At 70.5% G+C, this 24977-nt stretch carries 25 protein-coding genes and 1 riboswitch; of the genes, 6 read left to right on the forward strand and 19 right to left on the reverse strand.

From position 1 onward, the window contains the following. Positions 1–11: 11 nt before the first annotated feature. From AB0F82_RS06975 to AB0F82_RS07025, 11 genes are all read right to left on the reverse strand, one after another. Positions 12–1175: a cysteine desulfurase family protein gene (locus AB0F82_RS06975; RefSeq protein ID WP_362624719.1), complete on the reverse strand. Its 1164-nt coding sequence runs from the start codon at positions 1173–1175 to the stop codon at positions 12–14. 112 nt (positions 1176–1287) lie between these two features. Beyond that, the gene (locus AB0F82_RS06980; RefSeq protein ID WP_356810681.1) at positions 1288–2142 is read right to left on the reverse strand and encodes a thioesterase family protein; all 855 of its coding nucleotides are present in this window, start codon (positions 2140–2142) and stop codon (positions 1288–1290) included. 46 nt (positions 2143–2188) lie between these two features. After that, positions 2189–2845, reverse strand: coding sequence for a trimeric intracellular cation channel family protein (locus AB0F82_RS06985; protein ID WP_356810680.1), 657 nt, complete (start codon positions 2843–2845; stop codon positions 2189–2191). Positions 2846–3033: 188 nt separating this feature from the next. Beyond that, positions 3034–4140 carry an ABC transporter ATP-binding protein gene (locus AB0F82_RS06990; protein WP_356810679.1) on the reverse strand — a complete coding sequence of 369 codons (1107 nt, stop codon included), beginning with the start codon at positions 4138–4140 and terminating at the stop codon, positions 3034–3036. Beyond that, the gene (locus AB0F82_RS06995) at positions 4137–5261 is read right to left on the reverse strand and encodes an ABC transporter ATP-binding protein (RefSeq protein ID WP_356810678.1); all 1125 of its coding nucleotides are present in this window, start codon (positions 5259–5261) and stop codon (positions 4137–4139) included. The genes AB0F82_RS06990 and AB0F82_RS06995 overlap by 4 nt, the downstream gene beginning before the upstream one ends. Beyond that, positions 5258–6256, reverse strand: coding sequence for an ABC transporter permease (locus tag AB0F82_RS07000; protein ID WP_356810677.1), 999 nt, complete (start codon positions 6254–6256; stop codon positions 5258–5260). The genes AB0F82_RS06995 and AB0F82_RS07000 overlap by 4 nt, the downstream gene beginning before the upstream one ends. Before the next feature lie 132 nt (positions 6257–6388). Beyond that, complete coding sequence (locus AB0F82_RS07005; RefSeq protein ID WP_356810676.1) at positions 6389–8167, reverse strand: ABC transporter substrate-binding protein; 1779 nt, start codon at positions 8165–8167, stop codon at positions 6389–6391. Positions 8168–8241: 74 nt separating this feature from the next. Continuing rightward, entirely contained in the window at positions 8242–9237 is a 996-nt protein-coding gene (locus AB0F82_RS07010; protein WP_356810675.1) for an ABC transporter permease, read from the reverse strand. A gap of 462 nt (positions 9238–9699) precedes the next feature. Further along, the gene (locus AB0F82_RS07015; RefSeq protein WP_030826595.1) at positions 9700–10440 is read right to left on the reverse strand and encodes an enhanced serine sensitivity protein SseB C-terminal domain-containing protein; all 741 of its coding nucleotides are present in this window, start codon (positions 10438–10440) and stop codon (positions 9700–9702) included. Positions 10441–10536: 96 nt separating this feature from the next. Continuing rightward, positions 10537–11271 (reverse strand): enhanced serine sensitivity protein SseB, encoded by a 735-nt coding sequence (locus tag AB0F82_RS07020; RefSeq protein ID WP_362624724.1) that lies wholly within the window; start codon positions 11269–11271, stop codon positions 10537–10539. An 88-nt stretch (positions 11272–11359) separates the two neighbouring features. Beyond that, a complete protein-coding gene (locus tag AB0F82_RS07025; protein WP_436842049.1) occupies positions 11360–12019 on the reverse strand; it encodes an AAA family ATPase in 660 nt (219 codons plus the stop codon). Between the two features lie 206 nt (positions 12020–12225). Beyond that, a riboswitch (glycine riboswitch) is annotated at positions 12226–12329 on the forward strand. Positions 12330–12500: 171 nt separating this feature from the next. Here AB0F82_RS07025 and gcvT point away from each other — a divergent pair. From gcvT to AB0F82_RS07045, 4 genes are all read left to right on the forward strand, one after another. Then, positions 12501–13616 (forward strand): glycine cleavage system aminomethyltransferase GcvT, encoded by a 1116-nt coding sequence (gene gcvT, locus AB0F82_RS07030; RefSeq protein WP_362624726.1) that lies wholly within the window; start codon positions 12501–12503, stop codon positions 13614–13616. 103 nt (positions 13617–13719) lie between these two features. After that, positions 13720–14100, forward strand: a complete 381-nt coding sequence (gene gcvH / locus AB0F82_RS07035) for a glycine cleavage system protein GcvH (protein ID WP_030655701.1) — start codon at positions 13720–13722, stop codon at positions 14098–14100. A gap of 15 nt (positions 14101–14115) precedes the next feature. Further along, positions 14116–15372 carry a serine hydroxymethyltransferase gene (gene glyA, locus AB0F82_RS07040; protein WP_356810672.1) on the forward strand — a complete coding sequence of 419 codons (1257 nt, stop codon included), beginning with the start codon at positions 14116–14118 and terminating at the stop codon, positions 15370–15372. Between the two features lie 252 nt (positions 15373–15624). Continuing rightward, entirely contained in the window at positions 15625–17007 is a 1383-nt protein-coding gene (locus tag AB0F82_RS07045; protein ID WP_030826603.1) for an L-serine ammonia-lyase, read from the forward strand. 112 nt (positions 17008–17119) lie between these two features. Here AB0F82_RS07045 and AB0F82_RS07050 read toward each other — a convergent pair whose 3' ends face one another. After that, the gene (locus tag AB0F82_RS07050) at positions 17120–17587 is read right to left on the reverse strand and encodes a hypothetical protein (RefSeq protein WP_362624729.1); all 468 of its coding nucleotides are present in this window, start codon (positions 17585–17587) and stop codon (positions 17120–17122) included. A 383-nt stretch (positions 17588–17970) separates the two neighbouring features. Between AB0F82_RS07050 and AB0F82_RS07055 the strand changes: the two genes are divergently transcribed. Then, positions 17971–18483, forward strand: coding sequence for an AMIN-like domain-containing (lipo)protein (locus AB0F82_RS07055; RefSeq protein ID WP_362624731.1), 513 nt, complete (start codon positions 17971–17973; stop codon positions 18481–18483). A 72-nt stretch (positions 18484–18555) separates the two neighbouring features. Here the strand turns inward: AB0F82_RS07055 and AB0F82_RS07060 are convergent, their stop codons facing one another. After that, entirely contained in the window at positions 18556–19200 is a 645-nt protein-coding gene (locus tag AB0F82_RS07060) for a dihydrofolate reductase family protein (protein ID WP_362624733.1), read from the reverse strand. Positions 19201–19252: 52 nt separating this feature from the next. Beyond that, positions 19253–19984 (reverse strand): flavodoxin family protein, encoded by a 732-nt coding sequence (locus AB0F82_RS07065; protein WP_030826618.1) that lies wholly within the window; start codon positions 19982–19984, stop codon positions 19253–19255. Between the two features lie 111 nt (positions 19985–20095). Between AB0F82_RS07065 and AB0F82_RS07070 the strand changes: the two genes are divergently transcribed. Then, positions 20096–20644: a PadR family transcriptional regulator gene (locus AB0F82_RS07070; RefSeq protein ID WP_356810667.1), complete on the forward strand. Its 549-nt coding sequence runs from the start codon at positions 20096–20098 to the stop codon at positions 20642–20644. Positions 20645–20723: 79 nt separating this feature from the next. Here AB0F82_RS07070 and AB0F82_RS07075 read toward each other — a convergent pair whose 3' ends face one another. The 5 genes from AB0F82_RS07075 to AB0F82_RS07095 form a co-directional block, all read right to left on the reverse strand. Next, positions 20724–20936 (reverse strand): EF-hand domain-containing protein, encoded by a 213-nt coding sequence (locus AB0F82_RS07075; protein WP_356810666.1) that lies wholly within the window; start codon positions 20934–20936, stop codon positions 20724–20726. Positions 20937–21057: 121 nt separating this feature from the next. Beyond that, the gene (locus AB0F82_RS07080) at positions 21058–22245 is read right to left on the reverse strand and encodes a YncE family protein (RefSeq protein WP_362624736.1); all 1188 of its coding nucleotides are present in this window, start codon (positions 22243–22245) and stop codon (positions 21058–21060) included. Then, positions 22242–23054: a polysaccharide deacetylase family protein gene (locus tag AB0F82_RS07085; protein ID WP_436842050.1), complete on the reverse strand. Its 813-nt coding sequence runs from the start codon at positions 23052–23054 to the stop codon at positions 22242–22244. Before AB0F82_RS07085 ends, AB0F82_RS07080 begins: the two co-directional genes overlap by 4 nt. A gap of 363 nt (positions 23055–23417) precedes the next feature. Beyond that, positions 23418–23930 (reverse strand): ATP-binding protein, encoded by a 513-nt coding sequence (locus AB0F82_RS07090; protein ID WP_362624738.1) that lies wholly within the window; start codon positions 23928–23930, stop codon positions 23418–23420. Between the two features lie 246 nt (positions 23931–24176). After that, entirely contained in the window at positions 24177–24944 is a 768-nt protein-coding gene (locus tag AB0F82_RS07095) for an enoyl-CoA hydratase/isomerase family protein (protein WP_030826632.1), read from the reverse strand. Between the last annotated feature and the right edge of the window lie 33 nt (positions 24945–24977).

The following is a 24977-nucleotide window of genomic DNA, read 5'->3' on the forward strand; positions in this document are numbered from 1 at the left end:
CTCCCGGACGCTCAGCTGAGGCCTGCCGTCCGGGCGCGCTCCACCGCGGGACCGATGGCCGCGGCCAGGGCGGCGACGTCCTGCTTGGTGGAGGTGTGGCCCAGGGAGAAGCGCAGGGTGCCGCGGGCCAGCTGCGGGTCGGTTCCGGCCGCCAGCAGGACGTGGCTGGGCTGGGCGACGCCCGCGGTGCAGGCCGAGCCGGTGGAGCACTCGATGCCCTGGGCGTCGAGCAGGAGCAGCAGGGAGTCGCCTTCGCAGCCGGGGAAACTGAAGTGCGCGTTGGCCGGGAGCCGCTCTTCGGGATCTCCTCCGAGGACTGCGTCGGGCACGGCCGCGAGGACGGCGGCGACCAGTTCGTCGCGCAGGGCGCCGATCTCGGTGGCGAACTGCTCGCGCCGCTCGGCGGCGAGTACGGCGGCCACCGCGAAGGCGGCGACGGCGGGCACGTCGAGGGTGCCGGAGCGGACGTGCCGCTCCTGCCCGCCTCCGTGCAGGACGGGTACGGGGCTCTGGTCCCGGCCGAGGAGCAGCGCTCCGATGCCGTAGGGGCCGCCGATCTTGTGACCGCTGACGGTCATGGCGGCGAGGCCGCTGTCGCCGAAGTGGACGTCGAGCTGCCCGAAGGCCTGGACGGCGTCGGAGTGCAGCGGGATGCCGGCCTCACGGGCGAGGGCGGCCAGTTCGGCGACCGGCATGACGGTGCCGATCTCGTTGTTGGCCCACATCACGGTGGCCAGGGCGACGTCGTCGGGGTTGCGCTCGACGGCTTCGCGGAAGGCGTCCGGGTGCACGCGCCCGTAGCGGTCCACGGGCAGGTAGTCGACCTGGGCGCCCTCGTGCTCGGCGAGCCAGTGCACGGCGTCGAGGACGGCGTGGTGCTCGACGGGGCTGGCGATGACCCGGGTCCGGGCGGGGTCGGCGTCGCGCCGGGCCCAGTAGAGGCCCTTGACGGCGAGGTTGTCGGCCTCCGTGCCGCCGGCGGTGAAGACCACCTCGCTGGGACGGGCGCCGATCGCCTCGGCGAAGGCCTCGCGGGCCTCCTCGACGGTACGGCGGGCCCGGCGGCCGGCGGCGTGCAGGGAGGAGGCGTTCCCCGTGGCGGCGAACTGCGCGGTCATCGCCGCGGCGGCCTCCGGCAGCATGGGGGTGGTGGCGGCGTGGTCGAGGTAGGCCATGATCCCCCGATTCTACGAGCCCGCCCGTGCCCCTCCGCCCGGCGGGACCCCATCCGGCCGGGGCGTCGGGGCCCGGCCGAGCCGCCCGGCCGCTCACCGGCCGGGCGGCTCGTCACATGCGCAGGGCTCGCGCCAGCTGGCGGGACTGCGCGACCAGGTGGTCGGTGGAGTCCCAGACCTCGGCGTCCTCCTCCAGGAAGCCGCCGGCGAGGTTGCGGGTGGTGATGGAGATCCGCAGCGGGCCCGGGGCCGGGCGGCGGCGGATGTGCGTGGTGAGCTCCACGGTGGGCGTCCAGGCCACCAGGCCGAGGTCGAAGGCCGTCGGCGGCAGCGCGTCCACCGCGAGGAGCATGGAGAGCGGGTCGGCGTCGCGGCCGTCGGCCAGTTCGAACCAGGCACGCATCTCGCCCTTGCCGGAGGGCGCGCCGACGGCCCAGCCCGCGGTCGCCGGGTCCAGGCGCAGCCGCAGCCGGTCCACGATGGCGGAGCTGCCGGGGATCGGCGCGGGGCCGGCCTCCGGGCCGACGCAGTTCTCGTAGGAGGGCATGAGCGGCGGCACCGCGACCGTCCGCACGTCGTCGGGCAGGGCGGCGAGGTCGCCGTAGGAGGCGAGGACGCGGATCCGCTCGACCTCGTTGCCGTGCTCGTCGTACTGCAAGAGCGAGGCCTGGCCGGTGGAGAGGGTGCGCCCGACCCGGACCACCTCGGTGCGGATCACGGCGGGGCCGGGCACGGAGGAGGTCAGGTAGTGCGCGGACACCGTGAAGGGGTCCGGGTGCGGAAGGGTCGCCGACAGGGCCCGGCCGACCAGGGCCAGCAGGTATCCGCCGTTGACAGCGGCGATGATCGTCCAGCCGGCGGAGAGTTCCGCGTCGTAGACGCCGGGTTCGCCCGCGCGCTCGGTGATGGCGGTGTCGCGGTCGAACTCGCTGTCGCCGATGGATGCCTGGGCAGCTGCATATGACATGGAACGACGGTACACCTGCTTGCTACTAAGCGGTAGCTTTCTATTGTTACGGCTCTTCGGCCACCGAAGAGCGACGGTTCCAGGCCAGCGGCGCCCGCCAGTGGTAGCGCATCGCGAGCAGCCTGAGGACGAACGTGGTGACGATCGCCAGAGCGGTGGTGGCGGCGTTGAGGGAGTCCAGGGCGATGGAGACGGCGACCATCGCGGCGCCGACGGTGGCGGGCACGGCGTACATCTCGCGGTCGCGCAGCAGCGAGGGCACCTCGTTGACCAGCACGTCGCGCAGTACGCCGCCGCCGACGGCCGTGGCCAGGCCCAGCGCGGCGGACGCGGTCAGGCCGAGGCCGTACTCGTAGGCCTTGGTCGTGCCGGTCACGCAGAACAGCGCGAGGCCGGCGGCGTCGAAGACGTTGATGGCCCGGTTGATCCGCTGGACCTCGGGGTGCAGGAAGAAGACGAGCGCGGCGGCGATCAGCGGGGTGACGAAGAAGCTGAGCTCGCCGAAGGCGGCCGGCGGGACGGCGCCGATGACCAGGTCGCGGAAGAGGCCGCCGCCGAGGGCCGTGACGAGGGCGAGGACGGCGATGCCGAAGACGTCGAAGTTCTTGCGTACGGCGAGCAGGGCGCCCGAGGTGGCGAAGACGAAGATGCCGGCGAGGTCCAAGGCATGCTGGACCCCGGGCGGGAAGAGATCATGGAGCACGGGGCCATTGTCGCCTGCCGCGCCGCCTGCGACGGGCTCGGCGGAATGCGGGGCTCCACCGCCGCGGCCGGGTGCGGGTCGGGAACCGGGGCTCCGCCCCGGACCCCGCGCCTCGAACGCCGGCGAGGCTGGATTCGCCCGGCGGTGCCGGAACCGCGCCCAGGGCGGTTCCGGCACCGTGGAGCCTCTTACTCCGAGGCCGTCGTCACCGCGTCCGCCGCGCCGGGGAGGGGCTTGTCGCCCGGGGCCTGGTCGGGGGCGTTCTCCGGGTGGTGGCAGGCCACCTGGTGGCCGGTCTTCAGCGCCAGCAGCGGCGGTTCCTGCGTGGCGCAGATCTGCGTCGCCTTCCAGCACCGCGTGTGGAAGCGGCAGCCGGTCGGCGGCGAGATCGGGGACGGCACGTCGCCCTTGAGCAGGATGCGGCCGCTCTTGGCGCCCCGCCGCCTCGGGTCCGGCACCGGCACCGCCGACATCAGGGCCGTCGTGTACGGGTGCATCGGCTCCCCGTACAGCGACTTGTTGTCGGCGAGCTCGACGATCTTGCCGAGGTACATCACCGCGATGCGGTCCGAGACGTGCCGGATGACCGACAGGTCGTGCGCGATGATCACGTAGGTGAGGCCCAGCTCCTCCTGGAGGTCGTCCAGCAGGTTGACCACCTGGGCCTGGATCGAGACGTCCAGCGCCGAGACGGGCTCGTCCGCGACCACCAGCTTCGGCTTCAGCGCCAGGGCCCGCGCGATGCCTATGCGCTGGCGCTGGCCGCCCGAGAACTCGTGCGGGTAGCGGTTGTAGTGCTCGGGGTTGAGGCCGACGAGCGACAGCAGCCGCTGGACCTCCGCCTTGAGCCCGCCCTCCGGGGTGACGTTCTGCAGCTTGAACGGGGCGCTGACGATGGTGCCCACCGTGTGGCGCGGGTTCAGCGAGCCGTAGGGGTCCTGGAAGATCATCTGCACGTCGCGGCGCAGCGGGCGCATGCCCGCCACCCCCAGGTGCGTGATGTCCTTGCCCTCGAACTCGATCGTGCCGCCGGTCGGTTCGAGCAGCCGCGTGATCAGCCGGCCCATGGTCGACTTGCCGCAGCCGGACTCGCCGACGATGCCGAGGGTCTCACCGCGCCGGACGTCGAAGTCGAGGCCGTCGACGGCCTTGACCGCGCCGGACTGCCTGCGCAGCAGCCCCTTGGTGATGGGGAAGTGCTTCGTCAGGCCGGTGACCTTGAGCAGCGGCTCGGGAGAGTCCGTGGCCTGCGCCGGAAGGGTGACGGCCGGATCCGTCTTCTTGGTGTCGGTCACAGCTTCGGCGCAATCTCTTCGGTCCAGATCCGGGTCCGCTCCTCCTGCGACATGTGGCAGGCGGACCAGTGGCGGGTGCCCTCGGGCCCGATGTCGTCCGGCGCCGTGAGCTCGGGGCGCACGGTGCGGGTGACGTTGCCCTTGGGCACGTCGGCGTAGGGGCAGCGCGGGTTGAAGGCACAGCCGCTCGGGATGTTGATGAGGCTGGGCGGCGAGCCCTTGACCGGGATGAGGCGCTCGGTCTGCTCGCGGTCGATGCGCGGCATCGAGCCCAGCAGGCCCCAGGTGTACGGGTGGCGGGGCTCGTAGAAGACCTTCTCGGCGGTGCCCCGCTCGACGCACCGGCCGCCGTACATCACGAGGAGTTCGTCGGCCATCTCGGCGACCACGCCGAGGTCGTGCGTGATCATGATGACCGCGGAGCCGAACTCCTTCTGGAGGTCCCGGATCAGGTCGAGGATCTGGGCCTGGACGGTGACGTCCAGGGCGGTCGTCGGCTCGTCCGCGATGAGCAGTTCGGGGTTGTTGACGAGCGCCATCGCGATCATCGCGCGCTGGCGCATGCCGCCGGAGAACTCGTGCGGGTAACTGTCGAACCGCTTGTGCGGCTCGGGGATGCCGACGCGGTCGAGGAGTTCGACGGCCCGCTTGCGGGCGGCCTTCTTGTCGACCTTGTGGTGGACCCGGTACGCCTCGGCGATCTGCTTGCCGACGGTGAAGTACGGGTGCATCGCGGACAGCGGGTCCTGGAAGATCATCGCGATCTCCCGGCCGCGGAGCCTGCGCACCTCGTCCTCGTCCGCGGAGAGCAGCTCCTTGCCGTCGAGCCAGATCTCGCCCGAGATCCGGGCCCGCTGACGGCCGTACTGGCCCACGCGGTGCAGGCCCATGATGCCCAGCGAGGTGACCGACTTGCCGGATCCGGACTCGCCCACGATGCCGAGGGTCTTGCCCTTCTCCAGCGTGAAGGAGAGCCCGTCGACCGACTTGACCAGGCCGTCCTCGGTCGGGAAGTGCACCTTGAGGTCGCGGACCTCCAGGAAGGCGGTGGAGGGCGCTGACCCGTCGTAGGGCTGGTTCGGCGCTACGGTCTCTCCGGTCTTGGTCGTCCGGTCGGTCATGACAGCCTCACTCGGGGGTCGATCACCGCGTACAGGAGGTCAACGATGAGGTTCGCGGCGACGACGAAGAACGCGGAGATCAGGGTGATGCCCAGGATGACCGGGAGGTCGTGCTCGCTGATGGCGCGCACCGCGCTGTAGCCCAGGCCGTGCAGCGAGAACGTGTACTCGGTCAGGACCGCGCCGCCCATGAGGGCGCCGAGGTCGAGACCTAGGACGGTCAGGATCGGCGTCATCGTCGAGCGCATGGCGTGCTTGCCGATGACGACGGGTTCCGTCAGGCCCTTGGCCCGGGCGGTGCGGATGTAGTCCTCGTTGAGGACTTCGAGCATGGTCGCGCGTGTGAGCCGCGCGTACATCGCCGCGTAGAGGAAGGCGAGCGAGACCCACGGCAGGATCATGCCGTTGAACCATCTGCCCGGATCCTCGGCGAAGGTCGCCTCCGGCCGTCCGAACCAGCCCAGCTGGTCGGAGAAGAGGGCGATGACGAGCATGCCCGTGAAGTAGATGGGGAGGGAGACGCCGGCGAGGGCGACGCCCATCGCCGAGCGGTCCAGGACGGTCCCGCGCTTGAGGGCGGAGACCACGCCGGTGGCGACACCGCCGGCCACCCAGAGCACCACGGCGCCCAGGGCGAGGGAGAGGGTGACCGGGAACCAGTCCAGCAGCAGCGGCCAGACCTCCTGCTCGGTCTTGAAGGAGTATCCGAAGCAGGGCGCGGCGCATTGCGTGACGTCGGGGCCGTTGGCGTACGTGCGACCCGCCACCAGCCCGACGACGAACTTGCCGAACTGGACGAGGATCGGGTCGTCGAGACCCATCTTCTGCCGGATGCCTTCGATGGCGATGGGGTCGGACTGCTTGCCCACGAAGTACAGGGCCGGGTCCGTCCCGATCAGCTTCGGGAACAGGAAGAAGATTCCGAAGGTCACCAGCGTGATGACCAGCAGCATGACGAGGACGGCGAAGATCCGTCGGATGAGGTATGCAAGCACTGCGCTCGGCCTGGCTGCGGCCCGGGGGCGCCCTCTTCTGGAGAGCGCCCCCAAGCCGTAACCGCGGCCATCACCTGCCCTTCGTGCCTAGCGGGTGTGGCACTGGAACACTGGAACTGGACTGATGGACCGTTACTTCACGACACCGAGGGACGCGTAGTCGTAGCGGCCGTTGTAGGCGTCGGTGGTGTAGGCGTTCGTCAGCCGGGTGCTGCGCCAGGTGATCGTCTTGTCGTAGACGAAGGGCAGGTAGACGGCGGCCTCGGAGACCTTCTGGTTCATCTGCTTGTAGATGTCGCCGGCCTTGGCCGGGTCGGTCTCCGCGATGGCCTCGTCGAACAGCTTGTTGATCGCCGGGTCGTTCAGCTCGGAGTAGTTGTTGTTGCCGCTCTGGAGGATGAAGCGACCGTCGACCAGCGGCTGGGAGAAGCCCTGACCGGTCGGGAAGTCGGCGCCCCAGCCCATGATGATGATGCCGTAGCCCTTCTCCTTGACGACCTTCGGCGAACCGATGATCCCGGAGTGCTGGGCGCCGTCGAACTGGTCGACGTCGGCCTCGATGCCGACCTGCTTCAGGGCGTTCTGCAGCGAGACGGCCGTGGCGACCTCGACCGGCTTGTTGTTGCGGACCGCGATGGTGGTCTTGAAGCCGCTCTCCTTGCCGCAGGCCTTGAGGGCCTCCTTGGCCTTCTCGAGGTTCGGCTTGCCGTCGTTCTTCAGGACCTCGTACGGGTCGTACTTGGCGTCCGAGCCCTTGATGCCGAGCGGGAGCATGTTGGGGGCGATGTCGCCACCGGCCTGCGGGCCGCCGCGGGCGGTCTGCAGGGACTTCTTGTCGGCCGCGTAGATGACGGCCTTGCGGCACTCGATGTTGTCGAACGGCGCGACGGTCTGCGGCATGACCGCGTACCGGATGAAGCCGGTCTGGCCGTTGTCGAGGTTGCCCTTGTGGTCCTTCAGCGCGGTGGCGCGGGCCGCCTGGCCGATGCCGGTCGCGTTGATGTCGACGTCGAACTCGCCGTTCATCAGGCGCTTGTCCATGTCGTCCGCGTTCGCCATGAACGTGACCGAGATGGTGTCCGGGAGCGCCTTGCGGATGGTGTCCGACTCGGGCTTGTAGTTCTCGTTGCGCGAGAGCTTCATGCTCTTGTTGGGCTCGTACGAGTCGATCTTGTACGGGCCGTTCGAGAACGGCTTGAGGCCGTACTTGGCGGCCGTGTCCTTGTCCTGCTTGACCGGGCTCGCCGCGGGCATCGCCAGCATCTGCTCGAAGTCGCCGTTGGGCGTCGGGAGCTTGAAGATGATGGTCTTCGCGTCCGGGGTCTCGATGGCCTTCAGGCCGAGCTTGTCCGGAGCGGTGTCCTTGTACGGGCCGGGGTACTCGGCCTTCGGGTCGAGGACCTGCTGGATGTAGACCGGGCCGCCGGAGATGACGTCCTGCGCCCAGGTGCGCTCGATGCCGTACTTGATGTCCTGGGCGGTGACGGGCGAGCCGTCCTCCCAGGTCACGTTGTCCTTGAGGGTGTACTTGTAGGTCTTGCCGCCGTCGCTGATCTCGGCCTTGGCGGTGGCGAGGTCCGGGACGAGCTCGGTGCTGTCCTTGCCGGGCGCGGGCTTGAAGCTGATCAGCTGGCGCGTGTAGTAGCGGGAGAAGTCCCACATGAAGCCGTAGTAGCCGCGCTGCGGGTCCCACGAGTCGGCGTCCTGGGTACCGACGAACTTCAGCTCGCCGCCCTTCTTGTCCGACGCGTTGGCGACCTTCTCGATGCCCGCGTTGAAGCCACCGCCCGAGGCGGCGCCCTTGTCGTCCTTCTTGTCGGCCCCGCCACAGGCGGTCGCGGTGAGCATGGCCGCGAGCACGACGGCCGTGCCGGCGGCAAGTCTGCGCTTCGACGTGCGATGGGTAGTCACGATGCTCGCAACCCTCCGTTGTAGTTCCGGTGTACGTACGGCACGAGGCCGGTCCTTGGTTTGCCCTGCGGTGGCTAGCGGGAGCCCTTCGGGTCGAGGGCGTCACGGACGCCGTCGCCGAAGAGGTTGAAGGCCAGCACGGTGATGAAGATCGCTACGCCGGGGAAGATCATGAAGAGCGGATCGTCCTCGTAGGTCCGCACGGCCGTGGCGAGGGTCTCCCCCCAGGACGGCGTGGGCGGCTTGACGCCGACTCCGAGGAAGCTGAGGGCCGCCTCGGTCAGCACGTTGGTGGGGATCATCAGCGTCGCGTAGACCGTGATGGGCGCCACCAGGTTCGGGAGCAGTTCGCGGAAGAGGATGTAGAAGCGGCCCGCGCCGAGGCTGCGCGCGGCCTCGACGTACTCGCGCTCGCGCAGCGAGAGGGTCTGGCCGCGGACGATGCGGCCGATGTAGGGCCAGCCGAAGAAGCCGATCACCAGCACCAGGACGGCGATGCGCAGGCCCGAACCCTCGAAGCCCCAGAGTTTGTTGGGGATGACCGAGATCAGCGCGATGATGAAGAGCAGCTGCGGGAAGGCCAGCAGCAGGTCCATGACCCGGCTGATGGCTGCGTCGACCCAGCCGCCGAAGTAGCCGGCGACGATGCCGAAGAAGGTGCCCAGCGACACCGCCACGAAGGCGGACAAGAAGGCCACCAGCAGCGAGATCCGGGCGCCGTAGACGATGCGGCTGAAGACGTCGCGGCCGTTGACCGGCTCGACGCCGAGCAGGAAGTCGCCGCTCATGCCGCCCCAGTCGCCGAGCGGGAGGCCCAGCAGCGGGTCGAGCAGGTCCTCGTGGAGCTCCTCCGGCGGGTGCCCGAACGCCTTGACGATCAGCGGCGCGAAGATCGCGACGACGATCAGCAGGAGCACGATGACACCGCCGGCCAGCGCGACCTTGTCGCGCTTCAGGCGCAGCCAGGCGATCTGCCACGGCGAGCGCCCCTCGATCGCCTTCTGCGGAACTTCGGGGGCGGCCACGGCTGCGGGCTCGGCCGCGCCGGTGTCGTGCAGTGGTGCCGTCATCGTGGTGGGGACCCCTCTCGGCCGACGGTGGCCGGCCCATGCCCGCCGCTGTGGCGGCTTGGTTCAATCGGCGTCGCTGGTGGTGCGATTGGCGAGAAATGTGCCGGAAGTGCACGTGAAGAGCTGGTGCTTGCGAGATGGACCGGCCTTCGGTGGGGGGAGTCTTCAACGCCCTCTCAACCAGCCGCCAGACCCCCCGGGGATGTGATGCGCAACCGTGATCTGGGCCTACACCTTCCGTTATCCGAACCGCCAGACCTGTTGAGCGGTGAAACACCGCATGTTCGGCGCGGAACGGACATCCGTCCCAACTGCCCTTTCGGACACGGATCTTGGATGTATTCAGCGGATATGCCGAAGGCCGCACCGATGGGTCCGGTGCGGCCTTCGAGACGGATGTCTCGATATGCGGATGTGGTGCCGGAGGTCGCTGCAGGTCTGCGGCACGCCCGGCGGGCCGGGTCAGTACGCCGGCGCCTGGCCCTCGCGGTCGTAGAAGGGACGGGTCTGCGCCCGCAGCCACATCGCCACGGGATCGTGCTCGTCCGCCAGCGCGACCGTGCACACCGGGACGCCCTCGGGGACCGCCCCGACCGACTGGCGCATCATCTCCCGTACGGATTCCAGCGCGGGCGCGGAGGCGTCGTACAGGTCGAGCCCGACGGCGAGGTACGGCGACCCGAGCGCCGGCTGCACCCAGGCGCGGCGCAGCGACCGTACGGCCGGGGTGCGGTGCGCGTGCTGGGTCAGCAGCCCGTAGAACTGCGGGAGCTCGATGCTGGGCTCGGACAGCCGCAGCGGGCCCGCCGGCATCCGGTCCAGGCCGGTAGCGATGCGGCGCAGGTCCGCCCACGGGACGCCGAGGCCGCCGCCCTGGGCGTGCGGGTTGAGCCACAGGCCCCAGCGGTCCGGGTAGAGGGCGCGGGCGATGTCCCGCCCGGTGACCACCTCGTAGCCCCGGTTCCAGCCGCTCGCGGCCAGCTCCTGGGGGGAGGTGACGCAGGGCGCGTAGCCGAGGCCGTCGACCTCCATGCCGCCGTACTGGGCGTCCGGGGACCCCGGCTGCCCCTGCCAGAGCAGCATCCACAGCCGGCCCTCGGAGAGGGCGTGCAGCAGTGACTCGTAGCTCTCGTAGCGCCCGGGGGTCACCTGGCGCATCATGTGCTCGACCTGCCCGGCCGCGGCCGTGCCTGACGCACTCACCCGGTACCCCTCTTCGTCCGCCCGTCGCTCCACGCGTGCCTCACCCGGGCCGGCGCTCATGCGTGCGGCCTGGAGATGTAACCAGCTTAAGCGGCCCTAGGCGAGGTAGAAGGGGCGTACGCGCTCACGAATCCAGTCCGTGACCGGGTCCTGGACCGCGTCGAGGAGGATCAACTGCACGGGCCACGGCGCCGGAACGCGGGTCAGCACCCGCCCGAGCGCCTCCATCGGGGCCTCGCGCATCTGCGGCTCCCATCCCACCAGGCGGACACCGATGAACAGTTCCGGGGCCCCTCCCTCGACGCTGGCGAGGCAGCGGTGCGCCGCTGCGACCACGCCGGTGGCCCGGAACTCCTCGCCGGCGGCGGCCAGGAAGTCCACCGGGTCGTCCTGCCAGTCGGGCTCGAAGAGCCGCACGCGGCCGCCGGTGGCGGGGCCGTCGAGCGGGCTGCGGCCGGCCCGGCAGAGCTCCGCGACGGCGGGCGGGGGCAGCGGGACGCCGACGGCGCCCTCCGGATTGAGCGCGATGCCGAGCTGCGGGGGCAGCCCCCGGGCGAACTCGACCGCCGGGGCCACCGCGAAGTCCATGCCGGGGCCGACGCAGGCGAGGAACTGGGCCTCGGAGCTGTAGACGGGGACGTACGCCGCCCCGCCGATGTCCATGGTGGGCAGGTCCAGACCGGCCGCGTCGGGACCGCCGCCGCCGGGCAGGGGCACCCACACCTGGCTGCGCCCGAGCACTTCCAGGATCCGGCCGCCCGCGTCCGGCTGCCCGAGCGCCGCCCCGAGCACCTGCTCCAGCTCATTCCCCGGCCAGCCGCTGCCCTGCATCTGCCCCTGCCTCCGTCTGGTCCCGCGCGTGTCGCCCCGCAGGCTACCGGCACCGGGGCGGGCACCGCCGCAGGGGCCCGGCGTGCGGTCAGCCCTGGAAGCCGATCCCCGTCACGGCGGCCGCCGAACGGCGGTCCAGGAGGGTTGCCGAGGCACAGCCGGCGGGCGGGCGGCCCGCCTCGGCGTCGCGCAGCAGGCGGCCCACGGCGCCGCGGTGGCGGGCGAAGGCGTAGGCGGACACCCGGCGGCCCCGGGCCTGCTGGCCGGACAGGGCTTCCTGCGGGCTGCTGTCCAGGAGGAGGAGGTGCAGCGCCCGGCCCCGGCGGCGCGCGGCCGCGGCGAGCAGCCCGCGCACCCAGGCCTGGGTGCCGCAGTCGTGGACGACGACGGAGGCGCCGGAGCGCAGGATCCGGTAGAGCCCCCAGTAGTGCGCGGCGCGCACCAGCGGGCGGTACAGCGCGTACGGCAGGGCGGCGGGCATCCGGCGCTCCCAGCGCTCGCGGGTGTCCTGGGAGTCGACGGCCCCGCCCTCGGGCGCGGCCCGCTTGATCAGCGTGCTCTTGCCGCCGCCGGGGAGGCCGGAGACCACGACGATGTCGCCCTCGGCGAAGCCGAGCCGCCGCGGTCCGCGCAGCGCCGGGCCGCGCAGGTCGCGTACGAGGCCGAGGCCGCCGTCCGCCGCCTTCCTGCGCTCACGGGCGCCGCGCCGCTGCGCCGGCACCGCGTCCACGGTTCCCGTCGTCGCCACCACTCCGAATCTCCGCACAGTGTTCGCCTCCCCCCGAATCGGGTCACCGGGACCCTTGCCCACTGAGTGTAAAGAGACGGTAATCGGCATGTCCGGTTCCGTTCCGCCCGCTCGGATGGGCGTACGAACTTTCGGGCCCCCACCCCCGATCTCGGACACGGCGTGCAATGATGTGCGCCATCTGGACCAACTGCATACCGGCCGCTTGAATCCGCGCGGGAGAGTCCCGGCACGCCGCAAGGCCGTGCGCGGGCGCCGAAGGAGCAAGAACCTCCCTTGAATCTCTCAGGCCCCGTACCGCGTGGATGAGGCAGATCTGAAAAGCGAGCTGCCCGGCAGCTCCACCCAAGGTGCAAGTCGCGGACACCGGCGATCGATGGATCGGCGGAACTCTCGGCGAACCTCTCAGGTTCCGATGACAGATGGGGAGGAACGTCCTCGTCATGTCATGTCGATGCCCTGGGACCCGGGAGCCACACCCATGAGCACTGCCCCCCGCCTGACCGCCCTCGATGCGCTGCACCGCTCGCTCGGTGCGACCATGACCGACTTCGCGGGCTGGGACATGCCGCTTCGGTACGCCAGCGAGCGCGACGAACACAACGCCGTACGCACCAAGGCCGGCCTCTTCGACCTCTCGCACATGGGCGAGATCACGCTGACCGGCCCGGAGGCCGTCAAGGCCCTGGACTACGCGCTGGTCGGCAACATCTCGACCGTCGGCGTCGGCCGCGCCCGCTACACGCACATCTGCCAGGAGGACGGCGGGATCCTCGACGACCTGATCGTCTACCGCCTCGGCGAGACCGAGTACATGGTCGTCGCCAACGCCTCCAACGCCCAGGTCGTCCTCGACGCCCTGACCGAGCGCGCCGCCGGCTTCGACACCGAGGTCCGCGACGACCGCGACGCCTACGCGCTGATCGCGGTGCAGGGTCCGGAGTCCCCCGGCATCCTGGCGTCCCTCACCGACGCCGACCTGGACGGCCTCAAGTACTACGCCGGCCTGCCGGGCACCGTCGCGGGCGTGCCCGCGCTGATCGCGCGTACGGGCTACACCGGCGAGGACGGCTTCGAGCTGTTCGTCGCCCCCGAGCACGCCGTGGAGCTCTGGCAGGCGCTGACCAAGGCCGGTGAGAGCGTCGGCCTGGTCCCGGCCGGCCTGTCCTGCCGCGACACCCTGCGCCTGGAAGCGGGCATGCCGCTGTACGGGCACGAGCTGACCACCGCCCTGACCCCGTTCGACGCGGGTCTGGGCCGGGTCGTGAAGTTCGAGAAGGAGGGGGACTTCGTCGGCCGCGCCGCCCTGGAGGCCGCCGCCGAGAAGGCCGCGACCAAGGCGCCGCGCAAGCTGGTCGGCCTGATCGCCGAGGGCCGCCGCGTCCCGCGCGCCGGCTTCCCCGTCACCTTCGGCGGAGAGGTGATCGGCGAGGTCACCTCGGGCGCCCCGTCCCCGACGCTGGGCAAGCCGATCGCCATGGCGTACGTGGACGCGGAGCACGCCGCGCCCGGCGCCTCCGGCGTCGGCGTCGACATTCGCGGTACGCATGAGCCGTACGAGGTCGTGGCGCTGCCGTTCTACAAGCGGCAGAAGTAGCCCTCCGCGCACGACGTCCGCCGTCCGGCTACCGGAACGGCGCCGTCTCAGTACCCAAGACCGTAGTTCGTATCCACTCCCCCGCATCCAGGAGAATCAGGCCATGAGCACCCCCGAGAATCTGCGTTACACCAAGGAGCACGAGTGGCTGTCCGACGTCGTGGACGGCGTCGCGACGGTCGGCATCACGGAGTTCGCGGCCAACGCGCTCGGTGACGTCGTCTACGCCCAGCTCCCCGCGGTCGGCGACACCGTGACCGAGGGCGAGACCTGTGGCGAGCTGGAGTCGACCAAGTCGGTCTCCGACCTCTACTCCCCGGTCTCCGGCGAGATCGTCGAGGCCAACCAGGACGTCGTGGACGACCCGGCGCTCGTGAACACCGCCCCGTTCGAGGGCGGCTGGCTGTTCAAGGTGCGCATCTCGGAGGAGCCCAAGGACGTGCTCTCCGCCGAGGAGTACACCAAGCTCACCGCCGGTAACTGACCCCAGGGGATCCTGATGTCCGTACTGAACACCCCTCTCCACGAACTCGACCCCGACGTCGCCGCAGCCGTCGACGCCGAGCTCGTGCGCCAGCAGTCCACCCTGGAGATGATCGCCTCGGAGAACTTCGCTCCGGTCGCCGTCATGGAGGCCCAGGGCTCGGTCCTCACCAACAAGTACGCCGAGGGCTACCCGGGCCGCCGCTACTACGGCGGTTGCGAGCACGTCGACGTGGTCGAGCAGATCGCGATCGACCGCATCAAGGCGCTGTTCGGCGCCGAGGCCGCGAACGTCCAGCCCCACTCCGGTGCGCAGGCGAACGCCGCCGCGATGTTCGCGCTGCTCAAGCCGGGCGACACGATCATGGGCCTGAACCTGGCCCACGGCGGTCACCTGACCCACGGCATGAAGATCAACTTCTCCGGCAAGCTCTACAACGTGGTCCCGTACCACGTCGACGAGACCGGTGAGGTCGACATGGCCGAGGTCGAGCGCCTCGCCAAGGAGTCCAAGCCGCAGCTGATCGTCGCCGGCTGGTCCGCCTACCCGCGCCAGCTGGACTTCGCCGCCTTCCGCCGCATCGCGGACGAGGTCGGCGCGTACCTGATGGTCGACATGGCGCACTTCGCCGGCCTGGTCGCCGCGGGCCTGCACCCGAACCCGGTCCCGCACGCCCACGTCGTGACGACCACCACGCACAAGACCCTCGGCGGTCCGCGCGGCGGTGTCATCCTGTCGACGCAGGAGCTGGCCAAGAAGATCAACTCCGCGGTCTTCCCGGGCCAGCAGGGCGGCCCGCTGGAGCACGTGATCGCGGCCAAGGCCGTCTCCTTCAAGGTCGCGGCCTCGCCCGAGTTCAAGGAGCGCCAGGAGCGCACCCTGGAGGGCGCGAAGATCCTCGCCGCCCGCCTGGTCCAGGACGACGTCAAGGCCGTGGGTGTGGACGTCCTCACCGGCGGCACCGACGTGCACCTGGTCCTGGTCGACCTGCGCAACTCCGAGCTGGACGGCCAGCAGGCCGAGGACCGCCTCCACGAGGTCGGCATCACGGTCAACCGCAACGCCATCCCGAACGACCCGCGGCCGCCGATGGTCACCTCGGGCCTGCGGATCGGTACGCCGGCCCTCGCCACCCGCGGTTTCGACGCCGAGGCCTTCACCGAGGTCGCCGAGATCATCGCGCAGGCGCTGAAGCCGACGTACGACGCCGAGGGCCTCAAGGCGCGCGTCTCGGCGCTCGCCGCGAAGTTCCCGCTGTACCCGTCGCTCTAGCGGTGGCGTGGAAGGGCCCGGCCCCGTCTGTGCACGGGCCGGGCCCTTCCCATGCCCCTCCGCCTCCCCCCTCCCCGGCGCCCCGGGGGGGCAGGGCGACACCTGCCCGACCCGTCCGCGTAATCCTTCCCACGTCGGTCGGCAGCCAGGACGTTCACCGGACCGCGCTAAGCTCGTCTGTCGGACAAAATCTGAACAATCCACCTCTCCTGCCCCCTCCCACCCCACGAGCAGACAAGGGAGTCCGCCACCGTGGCCATCTCCGTCTTCGATCTCTTCTCCATCGGCATCGGTCCCTCCTCCTCCCACACGGTCGGTCCGATGCGCGCAGCGCGCATGTTCGTGACGCGGCTGAAGAAGGACGGCGTGCTCGCCCAGACGGCCTCCGTGCGGGCCGAGCTCTTCGGGTCCCTCGGCGCGACCGGCCACGGCCACGGCACCCCCAAGGCGGTGCTGCTGGGCCTGGAGGGCCACTCCCCCCGCACCGTCAACGTGGAGACGGCGGACGACGAGGTGGAGCGCATCCGCAAGAGCGGTCGCCTGCGGCTGCTGGGCGCGGAGATAGGTGATGGCCACGAGATCGCCTTCGACGAGCCGAACCAGCTGATCCTGCACCGCCGGCGCTCCCTGCCTTACCACGCGAACGGCATGACGCTCTTCGCGTACGACGAGGCCGGCACCCCGCTGCTGGAGAAGACCTACTACTCGGTCGGCGGCGGCTTCGTCGTGGACGAGGACGCGGTCGGCGAGGACCGGATCAAGCTCGACGACACCGTGCTGAAGTACCCCTTCCGCTCCGGTGACGAGATGCTGCGCCTGGCGAACGAGACCGGCCTGTCGATCTCCTCGCTGATGCTGGAGAACGAGAAGGCCTGGCGCACGGAGGAGGAGATCCGCGAGGGCCTCCTGGAGATCTGGCGCGTCATGCAGTCCTGCGTCTCGCGCGGCATGTCCCGCGAGGGCATCCTCCCGGGCGGCCTGCGGGTCAAGCGCCGCGCCGCCTCCACGGCGCGCCAGCTGCGCACCGAGGGCGACCCGATGATGCACCGCAGCGAGTGGACGACGATCTACGCGATGGCGGTCAATGAGGAGAACGCCGCCGGCGGCCGTGTCGTCACCGCGCCCACCAACGGCGCGGCGGGCGTCCTCCCGGCCGTCCTGCACTACTACATGAACTTCGTCCCGGGCGCGGACGAGGACGGCGTGGTGCGCTTCCTGCTGGCGGCGGGCGCGATCGGCATGCTGTTCAAGGAGAACGCGTCGATCTCCGGCGCCGAGGTCGGCTGCCAGGGCGAGGTCGGCTCGGCCTGCTCGATGGCGGCCGGCGCCCTCGCCGAGGTCCTGGGCGGCACCCCGGAGCAGGTCGAGAACGCCGCCGAGATCGGCATGGAGCACAACCTGGGCCTGACCTGCGACCCGGTCGGCGGCCTGGTCCAGATCCCCTGCATCGAGCGCAACGGCATGGCCGCGGTCAAGGCCGTCACCGCCGCCAAGATGGCGATGCGCGGCGACGGCACGCACAAGGTCTCCCTCGACAAGGTCATCAAGACCATGAAGGAGACCGGCGCCGACATGAAGGTCAAGTACAAGGAGACCGCCCGCGGCGGCCTCGCGGTCAACGTCATCGAGTGCTGACCTGACCGACGCCTCCGGGCGGCGGCAGACCAAAGGCCCCGCACCTTGCTCCAGCAAGGTGGGGGCCTTTTTCGCGGGGCCGCCCTGGCCCAACGGATTCAGACGGACAGGATCACTCGGAGTGGTTCAGAAATTCCGAGATCTTGCTCTTCTGGAACTCGATGGTGGCGACGCACTTGCCGTTTGCCGCCTCCGACTCCAAGGTCCACTCGGGGATTTCCTCCCGGTCGAGGATTCCCTCATAGCAGAACGAAAGCACGCCATAGAGAACTTCGCCCGTCAACCCTTCGGGAGCGTCGCTGCACCCCAGGACCGCAGACAGGAGATGCGAGGTGCCCGACTCGTCTGCGTTTTCGTCGACCTCCCCGAACTCTTCGAGCATCTCGTCCGGGAGTTCAAGCCTCTCGTGGTGAGCAGCCACTCCGTCCCGCCCGATGCGCAGGGCGGCCTCGATGTACTCCCGAACGTCGTCCGCTTCGATCGAACCGAACGACTCGAAAGTCCAATCCAGGACATCGACGGCCATTTCCAGCCTTCGAGTCGGCCGAATCTCCTCCAGCCGCGCCTCGAAGGACTCCATCTCCTGATCCCACAGCAACACTTCAATCTCCCATCTGCCAACCGGTACCGACTCCCTGGTGGGCGTCTTGAACTTCGCGGCGACGGCCGGGCCGACATCGTCATGATCTACAACTACGCGGCCGGCGACACCAGGGCCTTCACCCTGACCAGCCGACCCGACGGCGGCTTCGACGGCGTCCGCGCCTCCTGGTACGCCGCACCCGGCATGTGGTAGCCGACAGCTGCGGCTGAGAAGCGAGGGGCTCCGGTCCCCGGCCTGGGCCGGGGACCGGAGCCCCTCGCCGTGCCCGGCCCCCTCGGCCAAGGTGCGGAACCAAAGAATCCGGCCTGGCGTCCTAGGGTGTGCCACCTGTCCCCGTCTCTCGGAATCGAGGGGACGTCATGATCAACGTCCGTCTACGGCAGTCCGTGGCCCTGGCAACCGGCGTTCTGCTCGCCGCCTGCCTGTCCTTCGCCGCGCCCGCCTCGGCCTCCACCCTCACCTCGGCCGCCGCCGACACCCAGGCCCCGACCCCGCTCGTCGTGAACGCCCGCTGGGGCGGGCACGCCACGTACGACCGGATCGTCATCGACCTGCAGGGGTACACCCCCACGGTGACCGTCACGCCCGTCGCGCAGCTCGTCCACGACGGCTCCGGAAAGCCCGTCCCGCTGGCCGGGAAGCACTTCCTGGAGATCCGCCTCAACCCCGCCGCCGCGCACGACGACGCCGGCGGGAGCGTCTACCACGGCCCCAAGCTCCAGAGGATCTACCTCAGTAAGCTCAAGGGCCTCGCCATGACCGGCGACTACGAGGGGTACGTGACCTTCGGCGCCGCCTTCGACACCGTCCCCTACTACCGCGCCTACAGCCTGCACTCGCCCGAGCGGTTCGTCGTGGACATCGCTCACTGAACCGCCCGAACCGCCCGACCGCCGAGCCGGCGGCGGGGGTGCCGGCGTGGCCGCGCACCCCCGCCGCGTGCGTCACCTGCGCCAGAACAGGTGGTGCGTCACCCCGCTCGGGCTGGGCACGACCTCCAGGTGGAACCGGTCGAGCAGTTCCTCGGGCGACTTCCAGAGCCTCACCCCGGAGCCGAGGTCCACGGGCGCGACCGCCACGTGCAGGGTGTCGACGAGACCGGCGTCGAGAAACCCGCGGATGGTGGTGGCTCCGCCGCCGAGCCGGACGTCCTTGCCCTGCGCCGCCTCCCTGGCCGTTTCGAGGACCGTCGCCGGGTCGCCGCCCACGAAGTGGAAGGTGGTGTCGGAGAGCGTGAACGAGGGACGCGGGTGGTGGGTCATGACGAAGACCGGGGTGTGGAACGGGGGTTCCTCGCCCCACCAGCCGCGCCACTCGTGGTCGGCCCAGGGCCCGCGCTGGGGGCCGAACTTGTTGCGGCCCATGATCTCGGCGCCGATGTTGTGCGCGAAGTCGCGCGTGAAGTAGTCGTCCAGGCCCCGGGTGCCGCCGGGGTCGGTGCGGTTCGGCCAGCTCGCGGTGGCGCCGGCCCACGCGAACATGGCACCGGGATCGGCGTGGCCGAACGGCCGCTCCAGGCTCTGGGGCTCGCCGGCGCCGAACCCGTCGCGCGAGACGGTGAAGTTCTGGACTCTCAGCAGCTGCTCCACGGGCTTCCTCCAGTCGTGTCGTCCCTCATGGGACCGTCCGGGCGCGGAGAACTCATCGGTGCTCGGGGTTGGGGAAGTCGAAGCGGCAGCCTGCGTCCCACAGGGAGCGCTGGTTGCCGTGGGCCGGGATGCCGCCGGAGCGCTTGAGCAGGCCGGCCAGGTGCATGAGGTTCCAGGACATGAAGGCGGTGTTGCGGTTGGTGAAGTCGTTCTCGGGGCCGCCGGAGCCGGGGTCGAGGTAGGAGGGGCCGGGGCCGGCCTCGCCGATCCATCCCGCGTCGGCCTGGGGCGGGATCGCGTAGCCGAGGTGCTGGAGGCTGTAGAGGACGTTCATGGCGCAGTGTTTGACGCCGTCCTCGTTGCCGGTGATCAGCGCGCCGCCGACCCGGCCGTAGTAGGCGTACTGGCCGTGCTCGTTCAGCAGGGAGGAGCAGGCGTAGAGCCGCTCGATGACCTTCTTCATCACGGAGCTGTTGTCGCCGAGCCAGATCGGCCCGCACAGCACGAGGATGTCGGCGTCCATGATCTGGCTGTAGAGGACCGGCCACTGGTCGCTCTCCCAGCCGTGCTCGGTCATGTCCGGCCAGACGCCCGTCGCGATGTCGTGGTCGACGGCGCGGATGAGGGAGGTACGGGCGCCTGCGGACTCCATGACCGCGCGGCTCTTGTCGATCAGGCCCTCGGTGTTGCTGGTCTCGGGCGAGCGCTTGAGCGTGCAGTTCACGTAGAGGGCGGTGAGGTCGGCGTAGGGCGCGGGGGTCGCGGTGTTCTCGTCGGCAGCCACACACCCCAGCCTGTGCAGTGCGCGGGGCGGCCGCCACCGGGCCTGGCCCGTCCGGGGCGGCCGTGGGGAGGTGATCGCGGCGCCGGGCCGCGGCAAACCTAGGATGGCGGCATGTCCCTGCCGCACGCCATCCTCACCGCCCTGCTCGAGAAGCCCTCGTCCGGGCTGGAGCTGACCCGGCGGTTCGACAAGTCGATCGGGTACTTCTGGTCGGCGACGCACCAGCAGATCTACCGCGAGCTGGGGCGGCTGGAGGAGGCCGGGCTGATCCGGGCGCTGCCCAGCGAAGTGCCCGTGCGGGGGCAGAAGAAGGAGTACGAGGTGCTGCCCGCGGGCGGTACGGAGCTGGCCCGGTGGGTCGCGGAGAGCCAGGACCCCAAGCCGATGCGCGATCCGCTGCTGCTGCGGATCCGGGCGGCGGGCGTCGTGGGGCCGCAGGGGCTGGGCCCTGAGCTGCGGCGCCATCTGGAACTGCACCGGCGCCAGCTGGCGCAGTACGAGGCGATCGAGGAGAAGGACTTCCCGCCGGGGCGCGACGCCGTGGAGGACCGGCTGCGCCGGCTCGTCCTGCACGGCGGGATCGCCCTGGAGACGTTCTGGCTGACCTGGCTGGAGGAGGCCCTCGCCGAGGTCGAGGACATGTCCGGCCCGGGGGCCTGAAACGGCGGGGGCCACTGCCGTACGGTGCACGGCGCCGCCCCCGCCCGGGCGGACCGGGGCGGGGGCGGCGGCGGAGGGACTACTTGTCCAGGGAGGCCCAGAACTCGTCGAAGCTCAGCAGCTTGTCGCCGTTGGCGTCCTTGGAGGCGACGACGGAGTCCGCGACGGCCGGGCTGACGTGCGCGTCGCCCATGGCGCGCATCGCGGCGCTGTACTCGTCGGCCGTGATGAAGCCGTCACCGTTCACGTCGAACCTGTTGAACGTAGCTCGTGCGCTCTCGATGTCCGCCACTGGGTCCACCCCTTCTTGGTGCTTGTTGACCGGCCCAGGGTAGCGGCACCCGGGGCGGGCGGACCCCCCGGGGCCCGGCCCCGCGGGCGCCGCGACCCCGGCATGATCGGCAAGACGCCCTCTAGCGGAAGATCCCGGTGTGGCCGAGCGAGTAGCGGCCGGGCTGCGGGTACACGGCGAGTCCGTGCGGGCCGCCGCCCACCGGGATCCGGGCGAGCTGCTTGCCGGTCACGGTGTCGACGGCGTACACCTCGGAGTTGTAGCGGCCGGAGAGCCACAGCACCTTGCCGTCGGCGGAGACACCGCCCATGTCGGGGCTGCCGCCGTCCGGCAGCGTCCACTTCTTGGTGAGCTTCTTCTGCGGGAAGTTGTAGACCGAGATGGTGCCCTCGCCGCGGTTGGAGACGTACATCTCCTTGGAGTCGCGGCTCACGTAGAGGCCGTGGCAGCCCTTCCCGGTGGGCAGCAGCTTGGGGGTCTCGAAGCTGTCGCCGCTGAGCACCCACATGCCGTGCGCCATCATGTCGGCGACGTAGAAGGTCTTGCCGTCCGGGGAGACCTTGACGTCCTGCGGCATCGCGCCCTCGAACGGCAGCTTCTGCTGGCCGACGACCTCCATCTTCTCGGTGTCCACCTTGAGGAGTTCGCCGGAGAACTCGCAGCTGACGATGAAGTAGCGGCCGTCGGCGGAGAAGTCGGCGTGGTTGACGCCGAAGCAGGTCACCGGGACGGTCTTCACGCGGTCCATGGTGTGCGGGTCGCGGAAGACCAGCTCCTTGTCCAGCGAGGCCATGACGACCGCGTACTTCCCGTTGGGTGTGAAGTACAGGTTGTACGGGTCGTGGACCTCGACGGGCTTGCCGGCCTCGCCGGTGGCGGGGTTGATCGGGGTGAGCGTGTGGCCCCGGTTGTTGTTGACCCACAGGGTCTTCAGGTCCCAGGAGGGGACGACGTGCTGGGGTTGGACCCCGACCGGGATGGTGTCGATGACCTGGTAGGTCTCCGGGTCGATGACGGACACCGTGTTGGAGCTGGTGTTCGGCACGTAGACGCGGGACGGGAAGTCCTTGACCACCGGGGACAGCTTGCCCGGCCGGTCCGCCGCGTAGACGTCGTTCGGATCCAGCAGGGGCGGCATGCCGGGCAGCCCGGGCGGCGCGGCCGGTACGGCCTTGACGGGCTTGGCCGGGCCCTTGGTGCCGAGCGCCTCGGCGGGCCCCTTTCCGGCCGATCCGCAGCCGGCCAGGGCGGCGAGGACCAGACCGGCCAGCAGTACGCCGGCATTCCGGGGAAGGCGGGTGGTCTTCATGGCGTCAGCAGCTCCGTGGTGGTCACCGCGCGCAGGTTGCGGCGCGCGAGTTCTTCGAGGAGGGGAGGCATCGCGTCGACCGTGTCCGCGTAGCCGAAGTGCAGGCTCACCACGGATCCGGGCCGGATCGTCCCGGTGACGTTGCGGATGACGGCCGCGGCGCCGGGCGAGGTGAAGTCGAGGGAGTCGACGTCGTACGAGAGGACGTGCGGATAGCCCGCCCGCTGGGCCAGCTTCCGGACGAGGGGTGTCGCGTACTGCGTCCGGGAGGGCCGGAACCAGGTGCCGATGGAGCCGGTGAGCCGCTTGAGGCGCTGGGCGCAGCCGGTGATCTCGGCGTAGGCCTCCGCCTCGGTCATGTCGTTGATCGCGAGGTGGCGCTGGGTGTGGTTGCCGAGCTCGTGGCCGCCGTCGAGAATCCGACGGGCCATGTCCGGGTGGGCGTCGAGCCAGGCGCCGATCGCCAGGACGGTGACCCGCGCGCCGCCCTTCTCCGCGGCGGCCAGTGCCGCGCGGGCGAGGGCGGGCTGCCCGTTGCCGTGGAAGGTGAGGGCGACCCGGTCGCGGTCGCGGGGACCGTGGCCGATCTCGACGGGCTGTCCGGCGAACCGGCGCGGGGCGGCGGCCGGGGCCGGCTGCGCGGGCTCGGCCGGGCGGGCGGGGCCCGGGGGCGGGGCGGAGGGCCCGTTGTGCGGGCGGCTCGGGCCGCAGCCGGCGGTGAGACCGGCCGTCGCGGCGCCGGCCACCCCTAGACCGGCCGTACGCAGAGCCGCACGCAGGGCCGCGCGGCGGCCTGGATGTGAGAGCACTTGCCCATTTAAGAGGTGGATGACCCGGAAGGTAATGATTGACCCATTTCGGGCGTTCGCCGAAGCGGGTGAATCAGGCGGCCCATCCGCCACGTGATCAACGATTTACTCAGAGCAATCGATAGTTATTCATCGATTGCCAGGTCAGTGGTCCACCTCACCTAGGATTTAGCTAGAAAGTCTTACGATTTACACACTTATGTCCAAGTAGGGACTTTTGGCGTTCGAGCCCTCGTCTGTCATAGTCGAAACCACGACTTCCCATTGACCCGAGCGAAGTCGCCACGCCGAGGATCACACCCCCTTCGATCCTCGGCGCACCCATGAAGCCCCCACACCGCCCCACACGGCGAGCCGGGGGCTTCAGGCGTTCTGGCGGTCGGCGACCCGCATCTCGAACCAGGTGATCTTCCCCCGGGGCAGCAAGTCGGCGCCCCAGCGGTCGGACAGCTTGTCGACGAGGAAGAGGCCGCGGCCGGTGGTGTCCAGTTCATGGACCGGCATCAGACAGGGCAGCCCGCGTGAGGGGTCGCGCACCTCCGCCCGGATCCAACCGCGCCGCCGCAGCATCCGTAAGCCGAAGGAGCGGGCGCCGGTGTGGCGGACGGCGTTGCCGACGAGTTCGGAGACCAGCAGGACGGCGTGCTCGGAGATCTGCGGCGAGAGGCCCCAGAGGCGGACCACCACGCACTGGGTGAGCCGGCGGGCGGTACCGGCCGACTCCGGCATGGACGGCAACGTCACTTCCGCCTCGGCCGGGTTCCCGTACAACTCCAGCGCCTTGAGGCCCTGCTCCTCTTCGACCGCCGCCGTGAGCCGTACCGCCGAAGCACCGCCGCGCTGCCGCGGCTGTTCCACACCCTCCAGGCCCGCCATGCACCCATCATGGACGGCCCGCCTGCCGCTCCGGGCCGTTCCGCAGGAAAACACCCCCTGGATTCAACGAATCCAAGGGGGTCTCCGGTCATATGCGGGAGGCAACAAGGGGACCTCGAAACGGGGCCTGACCTGGCGTGACGCACCGCACAGAAGTGATCACAGCGAGTTGATCACCGATGCGCCTTAAGGTTGCCTTAAGGCCTGGCTAATCCACCCCCAGGGAGGACCGCCCGGCCGGGGCCGTCAGACGAACTTCGCCTTGCCCGGGCCCTCTTCGACGAAACTGCGCATGCCGCGCTCGCGGTCCTCGGTGGCGAACAGGCCCGCGAACCAGTTGCGTTCGATGGTGAGCCCGGTGTCGATGTCGGCTTCCAGGCCCGCGTCCACGCACTCCTTGGCGGCGCGCAGCGCGATCGCCGGACCCTGCGCGAGCTTGGCCGCCCAGGCGTGGGCCTGCTCGTACACCTCGGCGGCGGGCACCACCCGGTCGACCAGGCCCAGGGTCAGCGCCTCATCGGCCTTGACCATGCGGCCGGTGAAGATCAGGTCCTTGGCCCGGGAGGGGCCGACCAGCCGGGACAGCCGCTGGGTGCCGCCCGCACCGGGGATCAGGCCGAGCAGGATCTCGGGCTGGCCGAGCTTGGCGTTGTCGGCGGCGATCCGGTAGTCGGCGCACAGCGCGAGCTCGCAACCGCCGCCCAGCGCATAGCCGGTGACGGCCGCGACGACGGGCTTGGGGATGCGGGCGACGGCGGTGAAGGCGTCCTGCAGCGCACGGGACCGGACGACCATCGCCGCGTGGTCCATCGTCTGCATCTCCTTGATGTCCGCGCCCGCCGCGAACACCTTCTCGCCGCCGTAGATGACGACCGCGCGGACGTCGGCCCGGTCGGTCGCCTCCACCGCGAGCTCGCGCAGCCGGTCCTGGGTGGCGATGTCCAGGGCGTTCATGGGCGGCCGGTCCAGGCGGAGGGTGCCGACGCCTTCGGAGACTTCGAGAGAGATGGTCATACGGGTCAGGTTAGCGGCGGTTAACGCGAGGTG

Origin of the sequence: Streptomyces virginiae (assembly GCF_040638905.1) — a bacterium.
Lineage (GTDB): Bacteria > Actinomycetota > Actinomycetes > Streptomycetales > Streptomycetaceae > Streptomyces > Streptomyces virginiae_B.

Bases quoted from the DNA above. Each gene is read 5' to 3' on its own strand.
- AB0F82_RS06975 (WP_362624719.1), bottom strand. From the start codon at position 1,175: ATGGCCTACCTCGACCACGCCGCCACCACCCCCATGCTGCCGGAGGCC.
- AB0F82_RS06980 (WP_356810681.1), bottom strand. From the start codon at position 2,142: ATGTCATATGCAGCTGCCCAGGCATCCATCGGCGACAGCGAGTTCGAC.
- AB0F82_RS06995 (WP_356810678.1), bottom strand. From the start codon at position 5,261: ATGACCGACCGGACGACCAAGACCGGAGAGACCGTAGCGCCGAACCAG.
- AB0F82_RS07010 (WP_356810675.1), bottom strand. From the start codon at position 9,237: ATGACGGCACCACTGCACGACACCGGCGCGGCCGAGCCCGCAGCCGTG.
- AB0F82_RS07020 (WP_362624724.1), bottom strand. From the start codon at position 11,271: ATGCAGGGCAGCGGCTGGCCGGGGAATGAGCTGGAGCAGGTGCTCGGG.
- gcvT (WP_362624726.1), top strand. From the start codon at position 12,501: ATGAGCACTGCCCCCCGCCTGACCGCCCTCGATGCGCTGCACCGCTCG.
- gcvH (WP_030655701.1), top strand. From the start codon at position 13,720: ATGAGCACCCCCGAGAATCTGCGTTACACCAAGGAGCACGAGTGGCTG.
- glyA (WP_356810672.1), top strand. From the start codon at position 14,116: ATGTCCGTACTGAACACCCCTCTCCACGAACTCGACCCCGACGTCGCC.
- AB0F82_RS07050 (WP_362624729.1), bottom strand. From the start codon at position 17,587: ATGGAGTCCTTCGAGGCGCGGCTGGAGGAGATTCGGCCGACTCGAAGG.
- AB0F82_RS07055 (WP_362624731.1), top strand. From the start codon at position 17,971: ATGATCAACGTCCGTCTACGGCAGTCCGTGGCCCTGGCAACCGGCGTT.
- AB0F82_RS07070 (WP_356810667.1), top strand. From the start codon at position 20,096: ATGTCCCTGCCGCACGCCATCCTCACCGCCCTGCTCGAGAAGCCCTCG.
- AB0F82_RS07080 (WP_362624736.1), bottom strand. From the start codon at position 22,245: ATGAAGACCACCCGCCTTCCCCGGAATGCCGGCGTACTGCTGGCCGGT.
- AB0F82_RS07090 (WP_362624738.1), bottom strand. From the start codon at position 23,930: ATGGCGGGCCTGGAGGGTGTGGAACAGCCGCGGCAGCGCGGCGGTGCT.
- AB0F82_RS07095 (WP_030826632.1), bottom strand. From the start codon at position 24,944: ATGACCATCTCTCTCGAAGTCTCCGAAGGCGTCGGCACCCTCCGCCTG.